Source organism: Pseudomonas sp. RC3H12 (assembly GCF_018596375.1).
Taxonomy (GTDB): domain Bacteria; phylum Pseudomonadota; class Gammaproteobacteria; order Pseudomonadales; family Pseudomonadaceae; genus Aquipseudomonas.
Map to the genome: position 1 here is coordinate 1,603,943 of NZ_CP075595.1, position 13,973 is coordinate 1,617,915.

Annotated in this window: 9 protein-coding genes and 1 pseudogene; 8 read left to right on the forward strand and 2 right to left on the reverse strand. The window is 60.3% G+C overall.

Translation table 11 applies throughout. From position 1 onward, the window contains the following. Positions 1 to 592: 592 nt before the first annotated feature. The 5 genes from KHO27_RS07395 to KHO27_RS07415 all read left to right on the forward strand — a co-directional run bounded on the left by KHO27_RS07395 (position 593) and on the right by KHO27_RS07415 (position 7,911). Complete coding sequence (locus tag KHO27_RS07395) at positions 593 to 1,345, forward strand: hypothetical protein (RefSeq protein WP_214501517.1); 753 nt, start codon at positions 593 to 595, stop codon at positions 1,343 to 1,345. 529 nt (positions 1,346 to 1,874) lie between these two features. Then, on the forward strand, positions 1,875 to 2,420 hold the full coding sequence (locus KHO27_RS07400) for a recombinase family protein (protein WP_214501518.1): 546 nt from the start codon (positions 1,875 to 1,877) through the stop codon (positions 2,418 to 2,420). A gap of 65 nt (positions 2,421 to 2,485) precedes the next feature. Then, a complete protein-coding gene (locus KHO27_RS07405; RefSeq protein WP_214501519.1) occupies positions 2,486 to 3,193 on the forward strand; it encodes a hypothetical protein in 708 nt (235 codons plus the stop codon). Between the two features lie 514 nt (positions 3,194 to 3,707). After that, positions 3,708 to 6,725, forward strand: a complete 3,018-nt coding sequence (locus tag KHO27_RS07410) for a transglycosylase SLT domain-containing protein (protein WP_214501520.1) — start codon at positions 3,708 to 3,710, stop codon at positions 6,723 to 6,725. Next, positions 6,661 to 7,911, forward strand: a complete 1,251-nt coding sequence (locus KHO27_RS07415) for a hypothetical protein (RefSeq protein WP_214501521.1) — start codon at positions 6,661 to 6,663, stop codon at positions 7,909 to 7,911. Before KHO27_RS07410 ends, KHO27_RS07415 begins: the two co-directional genes overlap by 65 nt. Before the next feature lie 679 nt (positions 7,912 to 8,590). Here the strand turns inward: KHO27_RS07415 and KHO27_RS07420 are convergent. Continuing rightward, complete coding sequence (locus tag KHO27_RS07420) at positions 8,591 to 9,853, reverse strand: site-specific integrase (RefSeq protein ID WP_214501522.1); 1,263 nt, start codon at positions 9,851 to 9,853, stop codon at positions 8,591 to 8,593. Positions 9,854 to 10,070: 217 nt separating this feature from the next. Beyond that, positions 10,071 to 10,670 (reverse strand): annotated as a pseudogene (locus KHO27_RS07425) (MFS transporter); the annotation flags it as partial. A gap of 158 nt (positions 10,671 to 10,828) precedes the next feature. Here KHO27_RS07425 and KHO27_RS07430 point away from each other — a divergent pair. The 3 genes from KHO27_RS07430 to KHO27_RS07440 all read left to right on the forward strand — a co-directional run bounded on the left by KHO27_RS07430 (position 10,829) and on the right by KHO27_RS07440 (position 13,957). Continuing rightward, on the forward strand, positions 10,829 to 11,926 hold the full coding sequence (locus tag KHO27_RS07430; RefSeq protein WP_110699634.1) for a sugar diacid recognition domain-containing protein: 1,098 nt from the start codon (positions 10,829 to 10,831) through the stop codon (positions 11,924 to 11,926). Positions 11,927 to 12,037: 111 nt separating this feature from the next. Continuing rightward, a complete protein-coding gene (locus KHO27_RS07435; protein ID WP_111532448.1) occupies positions 12,038 to 13,177 on the forward strand; it encodes a glycerate kinase in 1,140 nt (379 codons plus the stop codon). Positions 13,178 to 13,483: 306 nt separating this feature from the next. Further along, positions 13,484 to 13,957, forward strand: a complete 474-nt coding sequence (locus tag KHO27_RS07440; RefSeq protein WP_038706300.1) for a MarR family winged helix-turn-helix transcriptional regulator — start codon at positions 13,484 to 13,486, stop codon at positions 13,955 to 13,957. The last annotated feature ends 16 nt before the right edge of the window (positions 13,958 to 13,973 follow it).

A 13,973-nucleotide genomic window follows, 5' to 3' on the forward strand; every position in this document is an offset into this window, starting at 1 on the left:
ATCGCTCGCGTAGTCCTTCGCCGCGTGCTCAAGCTCCTCGTAAAGCATCAAGGGTGCATCCCTGTTAGCAATGCGCTGTGTTTTGTAATTTGTGGTGACGAGGCACAGGTACTTACCGACAGTCAGAAAGGGAAGGCCGCACGGCTCCTTGAACTGTTGATTGGCTGCTCAGGGCTAATTGTGACTGACTCCACTATTACTACGCTCTCACTGCACCCCGAGTGGTCCCGTAGATTCTGTGAGCGGTACGAGGAACAAGAGCTGAACATTCTCGCAATGACTGCCCACTGGGATTCCCACTTCCAGGATGCAAGGGCATAGAGATATGAGGGCATCCCTTCTCTGGAGGCCACGGAATACGCGGCGTCCAGAAGCCCTCACTAAGTAGGGAGGGAGAGAATCCTGAGGATCTCTCCCCGAGGCATCAGTGTTTCTCTCTCCGCCGTATTCACCTTCGCCCGTCGCTGGGCTCTCTCAATTATCCAGTTCTTCTGATAGCGCCTTTCATGCCACGCCGGGTCCCTTGTCTGGGGGCTGGATGTCCGGCTGTGGGTGCGACCTGGAGGGCGCTACCAAAAGGAAAACAGACACCATGGACGTGATAACGAACAACGATATCGCCAGAGCTCCATTGCTGCCCATCACCATCGAGGGTCACGCTTTCATGCCGAACGCTGAGGGGCTGTGGTCGCTAACCGAGATCAACAAGGTCCTCCCTGAGCTAACCAAGCCGCCTGCCCAGTGGCGGGGACGCGAACGTGACTACTTCGAGCGGTGTGCAAATCTGCATAGCGTCAATGGTGACCAGGGGGGCACTTGGGCCACGGAACGAGCAGCTATTGCATATGCGATGGCTTGCTCCCTGGACTTCTACGTCATGGTACTGGATGCCTTTGTAACCATGCGCAACGACTCCATCCTATCCGCTCGAATGGCGGCCCTGGCGCTCGTTGAAAAGGAGCAGCTCCTGGCGGATAACATGCCCAAGGCCGACGCTCTGATGCAAAGGGCAAGGACCTACGGTGTCTCATGGTCGGAAGCTTGCCGTGCCGCTAAGATCCTTCGCCCGTTACTCGCCAAGGACTACTTACTAAGCGTCGGGAAGTTCCGGAAGGAATTCGACCACGACCAAGGTAAGGAGATTGTCCGCCCAGTCCCTCTCGGGTTCCAGAGAGGCTACTTCAAGCGTCACACTGGTCAGTTCGGTAACGCTGATGGATGGAAGGTCTCAGCCACCGGCATTGTATGGCTTCAGGGCAAGGCCTCTGAGATCAACCAGAAGGTAGTTGAAATGAGAGCCCGAAAGGAAAAGGCCAAGCGCCAGGCCTCTTCACAGCGCCGCTGAAGAGCACCAATCAAAATCTCAGAGAAATTTTTGAGACCCCATCTAACTAAGCTCTGGGTCCGAGATCCCCCCATACCCCGGCCTTCGCTCACCAATCTGGCCAGGCAATGCCCCTCGCGCGAGCGATAGGGACCCCATGCTGAGGAGGCCTGGCGAGCTCAGTTGTAGTCCTATGCTGCCAGTGAGGCCCGTGAGCCTGAAGCAGGTGGGCGCGGTGGGTGCCGGCTTGGTTACCAGCAGATGCCTTGGGTGCGGCTGTCGCTCAGGCCGGGCATGAAACTGGAGTTCTGAGGAGCTCACTCATGGAGCCTCCTTGGGCCACGCACGATGCTTGGAGGCCCTGGCCAACCCACAACGCTACCTCCAGGCCTCGAAACTCGGAGCGTATTCTGAAGTACACCCTTGAGAACACAGTTCGGTGAACACACGTGTCTAACGCAATCCGTATTCATTAGAGTTGACTTTTGTTATGAATACACTCAGCATCTCAACATCTAAATCCTATTGAATACACAAGGTGAGACTGTAGATGGCGCAGGTAGGTTACAAGCGTGTGAGCTCAGCAGATCAGAACACAGCCCGACAACTGGACGGTGTGGCGCTGGATGAGGTCTTCGAGGACCAGCTAAGCGGTGCCACCACGGAACGCCCAGCGCTTCAAGAGATGCTGCGCTATGTGCGCAGGGGTGACACCATCCATGTTCACAGCATCGACCGACTCGCCCGGAGCCTCAAGGATCTGCTGGAGCTGGTCGAGGATCTCAAGGCCCGTGGCGTGCAGCTTCATTTCCACAAGGAAGGGTTGATCTTCACGAGCGAGAAGAATCACACGCAGGACCTGATGCTGAGCATGATGGGCGCGGTGGCTCAGTTTGAGCGCAGCATGATCCGGGAGCGGCAATCTGAGGGGATTGCCAAGGCCAAGGCCGCTGGGGTCTACAGGGGGCGCAAGAAGGCTGTGGATGACGAAGCGATCCGGGAGTCTGTCGCAAGAGGTATGAGTTATCGAAAGACTGCTGAAGCTCTTGGGGTAAGCCTGAGCAGCGTACAGCGAGCAGTTAAATCTGTTCATTAAGGTTCACAATCGCTCCATTTTTATGTCAAATTGGCATCTTCCGTCGAGTGAGTAGGTGAGCTAAATTGAACGTTCCTGAGCATGTGATTAACAGGATTCATGATAACCCCGTAGAGGGCGCGCGTTCTCTCTGTGAGTTTGTTTTGGAGGTTCGCAATGAAATAAGCGAGCGTGACGACGAGTTCTATGGATTGATAGTCGAAGCTATAGCTATATTTGAGGTATTGGTTGAAGAGGCGCAGATTAATATCAATGTGGCGCTGCCGTACCTCCAGAATAAAAGTGAGTACGAAATAGTTGACAGCTCGCTGTCCTTTGTTACGTCTGCTTATGCTGAACTCCATCAGCAGGCTGCTGCAATCCAGCTTGACTCAGTCCGTGCGAGCGTTAGGGGGATTCTTAGCAAACGTCCAGCCTATGAGTTTACTGATGGAGATATCGAGAAAATCCAATCCACGATTAACGAGCTGAGGCAGTTGCTTGTTAGTGCAAAGGACTTGGATGAAACCCATAAACAAAGGATGCTAAAGCGTTTAGAAGCATTTCAGCGTGAATTGCATAAAAAGATGTCAGACCTATCGAGATTTTGGGGATTTATGGGCGATATGGGGGTTGCCCTCCGCAAGCTGGGTGAGGACTCTAAGCCTATCGTGGACCGATATGAGCAAATCATGCGGGCCGGTTGGCAGGCGGAAGCGCGTTCAGCGGGACTTCCACATGATAGCGAAATGCCAAAAATAGGCCACGACGATATCAGTCGTTTGGATGGCTGAAAGAAAGTGCATGGATTTTATTTGCTTCCTTAGAAGTTTTAGGGGGCTGGTGCCCTTATCTCAACTGCTTATGTGGAATAATAAATTTAGCAGGCAAGACAAGGGCGTCATTGCATTTTTTTGTTTTAGATCATCGCAATAACTTCATCGACAGCTTTTTTGTACTCGGCTACGCGCTCGCTGTTAATCTGGGGTCTGTGCCCGTGCACTAAATGATGCCCACTGATAGCTTAGAGGATGGACGGGCGGTCCATCAAAATCAATCCCCCCTCTCGCTAAGAGTCCAAAAGAGTATCTTCCAGAAACCCTCACTATCAGGGGGAGTCCTAAGGATCTCTCCCGAAATCTCGTTGTCCCCTCTCCGCTGTAATTACCTCTCGCCCGTCGCTGGGCTCTCTCAATAATCCAGTTCTTCTGATAGCGCCTTCCATGCCACTCCGGGTCCCTTGTCTGGGGGCTGGATGCTCGGCTGTGGGTGCGACCTGGAGGGCGCTACCAAAAGGAAAACAGGCACATGAACTTCAACGACGAATATTCCCAGGTTCAAGCCCAAGGCACTCCGTATGACGATCTGATCCAATCCAGTGCCGCTCAGTACGGCGTCTCTTACCAGTTGCTTCACAAGCAAATCTTCATGGAGTCCCGCTTCAACCCGAACGCCCAGAGCCCCACCGGACCACGAGGTCTCGCCCAGATGACCAAGGCAACCGGACGGGCTTATGGCCTGGTGTCGGCGGATGACTTCTTCAACCCGGCCAAGTCCATCGACGCTGCCGCTCGACACATGCGCGATAACGTCAAGTTGGCCGGTGGCGACGAGCTCAAGGCGCTCCTCCTGTACAACCAAGGAAATGGCCCGGTAGGACGCCCTCAGATCGACGCATACGATCGTGGCGATCTCTCGGGTGTCTCCGAGGAGGGCCTGAAGTACATGAACCGGATGCGGGGCGTGGCCACGGGATCCCGAGCGGATGCCCTGGCAGCTCTTGCAAAGCCCGTGGGTGGACCTGGGGCTCCCACCGACGCTAACAGCGCCTCCGGGGGGGGCTACAGCGCCCCCGACTCCATGCGCCCAATTCCCAAAGCTGGACCAGTGAAGGCCGTAGAGGCCGCGACGGGTCTGCAGGGTGGCCCAGGCCTGGAGGTTGCCACTCCGTTCGCCAAGCTACTGTATGACACCGGCGCGGATGACCAAGACCCAGGAATCTTCGGGAATACTGTGGCGGCTACCAATGCCGGCCTGCAGACCTCGCCGTTGGGCATGATGATCCGGGCGGCAATTGGCCACGGGGAGTTCGACCTCACCGAGTCCTATACCCGCTTTCGGGATGTCTTCAACGACCCCTTCGAGATGGGGCGACTGTCCAACTGGACCGAAGAGGATTACAACAAGCTGCGCGCCTCGGACCTTGACCCGTCCTATTACGATATCGTCCTGCGTGGCTACCGGAAGAACTTTGACCAGAACCTCCAGCTCGCCCTGGAAAACCAGAAGTTGCTCAGGGAGCAAGCCAAGGCCGGCATGGGCGCTCAGTTGTTTGGCGGTGCGGCTGCCATGTTGGGTGACCCCTGGACTCTTGTGAGCCCTGGTCGCGGGGTAGCTGCCGGGCTGGGCAGCCGGCTCATCGGTGGTGCTGCTGTAGGTGGCGCTCTGGGTGGCCTGTCCGAGCACACGAACGCCAAGATGGCCGGACGTGAAGAGAACCTACCCATGGCGATACTGGGTGGTGCCGCTTTCGGCTCCGCACTCAATGGTCTCCTGGGGGCTCGCCCTGGCCCGGTGGAATCTGGCCCTCGGCCTCTTGAGGGTGAATTCCTCGGCCCCGAAGGAGCACCGGATACCCCCAAAGGACCAGGCCTGGAGTCGGGTCCGATTGAGGGCGAGTATCAACCCGTCTCTCTTCTGGAGGGCCGATTGAGCCTCCCAGGTCCTGAGGGTGACATCTCGGGTCCAGCGACCAGGCTAATGGTACGTGAGAAGGCTCGCCAGGCCGGCGCCGAAGAGGATCCATCTGCCATGCCAGCGCGCCCTGGTGACGTGACGCATGAAGATGGCCCAGTTGATTTCATCGACGTGCCCTTCGAGCCAGGGGCAGTACGGACCCCGAACGGTGCGATTCATAGTGCCGGCTCCCCGTTGAACCCTCGGACCATCCGGGACTTCGATGTGCTGGACCCATACGACACCAAAGCGAACGTGGGAATGCGCATCCCTGGCGGAATGTCTGAGCTGGGCCTGGTCTTGGGCCGATCCACCAATGATAACCTGCGTCTTTTGGCCGACGATCTCGTCCGGTCACCCACTGGTTACACCAACGGCTCCAACGGCAAGTTTGGGGCGACAGCCTCGGACCTCCACCTCCGTTTCTCCTCCCAGGACAACCAGGCGTACCGTGGTTTCCAAGCGATTTTCGATGAGATCCACTCGGACCCCTTCTGGAAGTTGCAGCCGATGACCAAGGCGGGCCGCCAGGAGATGTCTTCGCGGCGCATCGTCGAGGCCATGGAGCGCGGTGATAACGCCGGCCTGGTGCCTGGTGAGGTCAAGATGGTGAGTGCTCTGCGCGCCCACCTGGGTGAAAAGCTGGACCGCCTGGTGAACCCAGGTCAGTTCGGCCGCCTGGACGCCAAGCCACTCCTACAGAACACCCGCCACACCGATACCTACTACCCGCAGCGCTACTCCACGGCTGCCAAGCAGGCATTCATTCGGGAACTCGGCCGGGATGGTCTGCAGGAGGCAATCAAGCGCTCATGGATGGCCAGCTACATGAAACGGCCGGCAGTGAAGGCCCGAGTGGATGCCATGCTTCAGGAAGAACTCCAGGGCCGCCTGGCTGAAATCGCCCCGAAGCCACCGAAAGGGGCCAAGGGTAAGAAGCAGGTTGCGCCGAAGGTGGATCCCCAGGTGGAGGAGAAGATCCTGCAGGAGCTCGTGGAGAAGTACGCCCACGACAAGGCATTCGGGATCTCGCACAGTGAGCAGTTTAACCGCAGCTCGCTAATCGAAGAGAACCTGGACGGGCTCACCGGCCTGGAGAACAACGCCTACCTGGAGGCTCGCCAGCTCTTCGACTCCGACGTGTCCATCCAGCTCCCGAACGGTGATGACTTCGCGGTGAATGACCTGCGTGAGTTCGACATCATGCGCCTGGTCCCTCAGTACGACAGGCGGACCAACGGCGACGTGGCCCTTATGGCGTCCACCGGGAAGACCACGAAGGAACTGAAGGACGCGGCTATCGCCATCGAGCATGGGGCAATCCGTGGGAGCGAGAAGCAGGACGCCCAGGCTCTGTATGGAGTCCTGAAGATCCTCACAGGCCGAGCCCGACTGAATCCGGACGATGTCCTCGGGACCTTCGTCCGCTCCCTGAATGACGTGGGCTTCACCACTAAGAACGCCTACATGGGCATTCAGAACTTCCGGGGAGGCTGCCAAGCTGGCCGTGAATGGTCACCTGAAGATGCTCCTGAAGGACGTACCGATCCTCAAGGAATGGACCACGGCTGGGAAGAGCCTGAAGCCTGAGGACATCTCCGCGATGCACGACCTGTTGTTCGGTAAGGAGCTGGACGACCTCATCCGCCCATCCAGGGCTGACATCGTGGACAACCTCCGCAACCGGACATCGGGCTTCATGGCCACACTGGCCGGCAATGTGAAGTGGTTCACCGGGGAGGCTGCAGTGCGCAACCCGTTCACCTGGTTGCTCCAGGAGTCCTCCAACCTCCTCATGGACGCTGGCCGACAGGGCATGATGATCGACCTTGCCCACCAGGTCCTCAATGGCCGCCAAAGCAAGCTGTTCACTCCTGAGCGGCTGCGCAGCGCTTCGATTTCCCAGGAGCAATTCCAGGGGATCTCCGACCTGATCCGCGAACACTTCACCAGGGACTCTTCTGGTAAGTGGGCACTCAACGATAAGGAAGGGCTGGCCAAGGATGTCCGCTCTATGGACCTGTGGCGTCTGGGTGACCGGGTGGCCGATGAGACCATCCTCCGGGCTCACAAGGTCTCTTCCCAGGCGTCTATTCAGTACGGCCCAGTGGTCGGCGCAGCCATGCAGTTCAAGATGTTTGTTCTCCGGAGTATCAATGGCCGGATGGTGCGTGGTTATTGGGAAGTTCACCGCAACGGGAGTAGGGCAGCGCTCGACCAGGCTGCCCAGGTTGGCGTGTCGGTAGGTATGGCGACTATGCTCTATGCGGCTTCGGCACAACTCAAGGCGCTGGGCCTCCCCGAGCGGGCTCGCAAGGACTACCTGGACAAGGCTTTCAGTTTCCCAATGATGTCCTACGCGGCCCTGTCCCGTAGCTCCCACATCGGGGCTCCTGCAGGTGTCGCCAGCTTCATCGGTGGGCCTTTTGGCTACGACTGGGCGAAGACCGCTCGATCCTCGATCCTGCCCCGAGAGCCTGCCCCGAAACGTGCCGAAGGGAAGCCGATTGTTGGCACCTCTCCGCTGCATTCGGATGGGTTCCAGGATTTTGTGGCCAATTCGCTGGAGCAAGTCCCGGCAGCAGGTGTCCTGGCTTATGCCGGTATGGGCATCTACTCGGCCGCAAAGGTCGCAGCAGATAAGCGGGGTGATGACATCCAGGGGCACAGGACGGATCTCTGGAATGCCCTGAGGTTCTTCGTCCCGAACGACCCTGGGACCCAGAACGTGATGATGCGTATGGCGCAGGACAGCGGGGTCCGAGCAACCCGATAGCGCACCATAAGGACCTGGCACGAAGCTGGGTCCTCCTTTTACCCGATGGAGAGGAGGATAATGGCCGCAGGTCTGAAGAATCCTTCGAATAGCGTCAAGACTGTGCGTAAGAACCAGACGATTATGGGCGAAGCCCTTGGAAGACTAATAGCGGAAACTGCTATTAGTGCGCCATTAGACTCCAGAGCCCGAAGCTTACGGTACACCACTGTGTTGATTACTGAGGCCGAAGCTTACGCAATGATCCTCACGACTGGGTAGCCTAATAGAAGAATCCTCTATTAAGGTTCCATTAGACCCCAAGACCAGTGACGCAGTCCGAGCCTTTCCGGTCGTGGAAGGCAACTCCGGTGACGGTATGTACCTGAAGCTATTCTGCCCTGTGATGGCCAAGACCCACCCGTGCACCGTCAATGAGGTGATGTCCCACCCGGCTAACCGGTGACCGAGGGGCGCTCAAGCACGACGACCTTCTATATGCCCTGCCGATTGGCGTCCAGTTCTTCGTGGAGACCATGGAGAAGGATTCCGACAAGGGCCGATTTTATGGTGCAGGAGCTCCTGGAAGCCACGGAATACATGGTGTCCAGAAACCCTCACTATTAGGGGAGGGGGGATCCCTGAGAGACTCTCTTAGTGGTTCTCTCAGGCTCCTCCGTTTTAAAGCTGCACTACAACGTCATACACCGAATGACTCTCTGAGAGCGTCTGCCATCTTTCCGACAGCTACCCGAGAGCTACCTCCGTAAAGATCGAAGGTGATGGTTTGTGAACTGTGGCCAAGGATTGCCTGAGCAGTAGTGACCGGGATCTCGTGTCGCTTCAGTAGGCCCGCTACCGAGTGGCGCAGTGAGTGGAACGACAGGCCACCGCCAGGTTCAATCCCTAAGGCATCTCGAAGGGTCTCATTGAGAGTCGTGGAGATCGTATATGCAGCTCCTGGGAAGATGGGACCATTTCCTACACTTTCGACATAGCCAAGGAATTCCTGGAGGTTGAACCCGTAGGCGCGATCTACCAGAGGGACCAAGCGCTCGGAATGTTTGTTCTTGAGGGTCTTCTCCCCATGGGCATTAATATCAATGACCCACTCTCCACCTACCTTCTTTATGTCAGCTCTGGTCAACTGCCCGATCTCACCGATCCTCGCCCCGGTAATCACGCCCACCGATACGGCCCAGCGCTTCCAAGCCTCCACACCAGGGAGATAGTCCATGAGGTCCCGGAGTTGTGCGTCATTGAACGCCTTCCGGCCACTCTCCGCTCCTTTGGTGATCTTGAGGCCTTTGTTGAATGCCTTGTCTATGTAGCCGTTGTTCTCGGCCCAGGTTAGGAGCGCTCCCAGACGGCTGAGGATCTTGTTCACGGTGATGGCTTTCCTGCCTTCGCCTATGCGGGCCTTGAGGATCACCATATCCGCTCGGGTATGGGTCTTCAGGTCCATCTCCCCTGCGGCCTCCGCCAAGGTCTTGAAGGACGACTCCAGGGCGGCAATGGAGGATGGTGCAAGCTGGTCCTTCATCTCGGCCATGTAGAGCGAACTGAGCTGGGCCATGGTCCAACGTTCCGCCTTCTCCTCTTCCCGCGCAACGGCTGTAGGGACAGTTGACGGCACCACCTGAAGCTCCTCGATGAGGTCTGAAAGGGGCTCTGGATTGCCCTTGAGGAGTCGCTCCTGTGTAGCTTGAACCATCCGAATGCCCACCTTGAGGGCCTTCAGGCGGTCCACTGTCATCGGGTGGTTGCTCTTGATGTCCTGGAGGTCTCCAAGGATCTCCTCGTACTCCAGTGACAGCGCCTCGCTCTCATCGTTGTGGACCATCTCCCAGAGCAGCGCTTCAGCCAGTTCACGGAGTGGTCCCACCAGCTCCGCCCAGGTTGCCTCCGGGCGATCCAACCGGAAGACCTGTATAGCAGCTTCGATTCGACGGCTGTAGCGCATTGCAGTGTCTCGTGTGCGGGTGCGGAGAGAGAGGGTAATGGCGCTTTTAGAGGCCCCTACTGGGCGGAGGCGAAGGTAATAGACACCGCTCCGGCGATACACCCAGGGGGTGGCCAGAGGGCAAGCGACCTTGTGACAAATTTCTAACGGAGTTCTAACAGTTGTGACACTGGCGGTGCGAGGAGCAGGGAGCATACGGGCCAAAATCCTTTGAAATCAAGGAGATAGCCAGAATCACCTGGATCAGGAACATCCACTGCCAGCCGGCCAGGCCGTGCTGGCCCGCGGCGAAGTGGTCGAGGATCCAGCCGGAGAACGGCCCGCCCAGCAGCCCGGACACCGGGATCGCCGACATGAACAAGGCCATGATGCGGCCGCGACGGTCCGCCGGGAACCAGCGCGAGAGGTACAGCACAACGCCGGGGAAGAAGCCCGCTTCGGCGGCGCCGGTCAACAGGCGCAGGGTGTAGAACTCGGTGGGGGTGGTGACGAACAGCAGGCAGGTGGACAGGCTGCCCCAGGCGATCATCATCAGCGCGATCCAGCGCCGCGGTCCGAAGCGGTTGAGCGCCAGGTTGCTGGGCAGGCCGCAGAGCACGTAGCCGATGAAGAAGATGCCGGCGCCGAGGCCGTACACGGTTTCGCTGAATTTCAGTGCGTCGAGCATCTGCAGCTTGGCGAAGCCGACGTTGACGCGGTCGAGGTAGTTGAACAGGTAGCAAATGAAAATGAACGGGATCAGCCGCAGGGTGATGCGCCGGTAGAGCGCGTTGCGGGTGAACTCGTTGCCTTGGTCAGGGGCGGGGCTGTGTGCCATGATCGGGTTCTCTGTTGTTATGGTTGTCACCGCGTCGCCTGTGCCGGCGCTCGCCTGGAAAAGTCTCGGGCAGTGTAGCGCGGCTGTCTTTGTGCTTTTGCACAGCTTCAGGTATGGGCTGCTGTGCCGCCGACCAAAGCCTAGGTGAGGACCATTACATGTTTGAGCTGGACCACGACCTGGCCCAGGACATCGTCGACCGGGCGATGGCCATCCTGCCGTGCAACGTCAACGTGATGGACAGCCAGGGGCTGATCCTGGGCAGTGGCGAGGCCGAGCGCATCAACACCCGCCACGAAGGCGCGCAGCTGGTGCTGGCCAATGGACGCATCGTCGAGCTGGACGTGGAGGCGGCCAAGTGCCTCAAAGGCGTGCAACCCGGCGTCAACCTGCCATTGATGCTCGATGGTCGGCTGATCGGCGTGCTCGGCCTCACCGGCGATCCTCAGCAACTGCGCACCTACGGTGAGCTGGTGCGCATGACCGCCGAGATGCTCCTGGCCCAGCGTCACCTGCAGGTGGAGCAGCAGTGGAGGCGCCAGCGCTGCGACGACCTGCTGGCGCTGTTGCTGGGCGGCAGCGGCGACTCGCCACGGCTGGTCGATGAAGCCCGGCAACTGGGGCTCAAACCGAATCTGCCACGCGTTGCCTGCCTGTTCGAGTTGCGTGTCGGCCCGCCTGCCGAGGCGCTTTCGGCCTGGCTGATGAGCCGCTACCCGGACAGTTGGTGTGTCAGCCCTGCGCGGCAGTCGCTGCTATGGTGCCGGCCAGCTGGGGTGCCGCTGGACGAGCCGCGCCTGCTCGAGCGCCTGCAACGCCATGGCTGGGACGTCGAGCGTCTGGCCCTGGGCAGCCCGGCGCAGAGCCTGGAGCAACTGCGCCGCAGTTACCGGCGGGTGCGCGACCTGCTGGCCTACGGTCGTGAGGTGCTGCCCGACGAGCGCCTGCTGAGCCTGGCCCGCTATCGCCTGCCGGCGCTGCTGTGGCGGCATCGCAACGACGATGCGCTGGACGAGCTGCTTGAACCCTTGCAGCGCATTCGCGCCAAGGATGCCAGCGGGCAGTTGCTGCTTACCCTGCGCGCCTGGTGCGCCCATGACGGGCAGAGCCAGGCCTGCGCCGAGGCGCTGGGGATCCACCGCAACAGTTTGCGCTACCGGCTGGAGCGCATTGCCGAGGTGGGGGAGGTGGACCCGTTGCGCATGGAGGGGATGCTGAGCTTGTACCTGGGGTTGCAGCTGTTGCCGGCGGACTGACGGCTGGCAAAGGCATCCGCCCAAACAACCGCCCCTGGGTTTTGTGCATCCGACCGAGGCCAGTGCACCGCGCACCTGTCAGCATGCGCGGAACAGGACAGGAGAATCCCCATGAAAATCGTCATCGCCCCCGATTCGTTCAAGGACAGCCTCGACGCCGCCGGTGTCGCCCGCGCCATCGCCAGTGGCCTGGCCGAGGTGTGGCCGGCCTGCGAGCGCATCGAATGCCCAATGGCCGATGGCGGTGAAGGCACCATGGAGGCGATCGTCGCCGCCAGTCAGGGCGAGCTGCGCCGCCAGGTGGTGCGGGGCCCGTTGGGCGAGCCTGTCGAGGCCGCCTGGGGCTGGCTGGCCGAGAGCCGCACGGCGGTGATCGAGATGGCCCAGGCCAGTGGCATCCAGCTGGTACCCAACGGGCAGCGCGATGCGTGTCGCAGCAGCACCTGGGGCACCGGCGAGCTGATCGTCGCGGCGCTGGCGGCCGGCGCCTCGCGCATTGTCCTGGCCATCGGCGGCAGCGCTACCAACGACGGCGGCAGCGGCATGTTGCGTGCGTTGGGCCTGCGCCTGCTGGATGCCCGGGGCGAACCGCTGGCTGAGGGCGGGCTGGCCCTGGCGCAGCTGGCGCGCATCGACGCCAGCGGCCTGGACCCACGCCTGGCGCAGGTGCGGGTGGACGTTGCCGCCGATGTCGATAATCCGCTGTGCGGCGCCAATGGCGCCTCGGCGATCTTCGGTCCGCAGAAGGGCGCCAACCCCGAGCAGGTGCAAGCCCTGGACCAGGCCCTGGCGCACTTCGCCGATCATTGCGCGGGTGTACTGGGCAAGGATGTGCGTGACGAGCCTGGCAGCGGTGCGGCCGGAGGGATGGGGTTTGCGGCCAAGGCGTTCATGGGCGCGCAGTTCCGCCCGGGGGTCGAGGTGGTCGCCGAGCTGGCCGGGCTCGATGCCCTGGTGCAGGGCGCGGATCTGGTGATTACCGGCGAAGGGCGTTTCGATGCCCAGACCCTGCGCGGCAAGACACCCCTCGGGGTGGCGCGGGTGGCCAAGCGCCACGGCGTGCCGGTGGTAGTGCTGGCGGGCACGCTCGGTGCGGGCTACGAGCAACTGTATGGGCAGGGTGTCGATGCGGCCTTCGCCCTGGCCAGCGGGCCGATGAGCCTGGAGCAGGCTTGTGCCGAGGCGGGGGCGTTGCTCAAGGCGCGGGCCGCGGATGTGGCGCGGTTGTGGCAAGTGGCGCGCCAGCACTGACGACGTCACAAGAGAACCAGGCTCCATGAGGGTGATCCGGTCCCTGTAGGCGCAGCTGTCTTGGGTTGCTTGCAAGGGCCTCATAGCTGGCAAGCCAGCTCCCACAGGGACGGTGCTTGCCCGCCAAGCAGGTGCCACCCATCTCGATGCGCCGCCTCAGGCGGCGCTCCTTGCCTGTCCTCACGCAGCAAAGCGCTGACGCTTTCAGCCCCTCCCGATAAATATTTATTTAGCCTCCTAATCAAAGCTTTGACATTCACTGCCTAAGCAGTAATATTTTCACACAATTGCCCAAGCAGACCGCCGATGTCCCATTTCACCCCGGAAAACTTCCAGACCTGCGCCATTGGCATGCTGCTCGGCCGCGCCGCGCTGCTCAAGGACCGCATCCTCGACTGGCACCTAGAAGCCGACGGCGTCACGGCCGCCCAGTTCAAGGTGCTGATCATCGTCACCCAGTACCAGGTCGATACCCCGGCCGAACTGTGCCGCTACCTGGGTCTGGACAGCGGCTCGATGACCCGCATGCTCGACCGCCTCGAGCAGAAGGGCTTGATCCTGCGCAACCGCTGCCCCGACGACCGCCGCCAGGTGCGCCTGGCCCTCACCGCCGACGGTCAGCGCCTGGCCGACCGCCTGCCCCAGGTCGGCGCGGCGGCAATGAATGAACTGGTCGGTGTGCTGCAGCCCGAGGAGCTCAAGACCCTTGAGCAACTGCTCGCCAAAGTCCTGCTCAGCGCCGGCGACCCCCTGACGATCCGCCGTTTCGGCGATCGTTGATCCCAGTCACGCATTT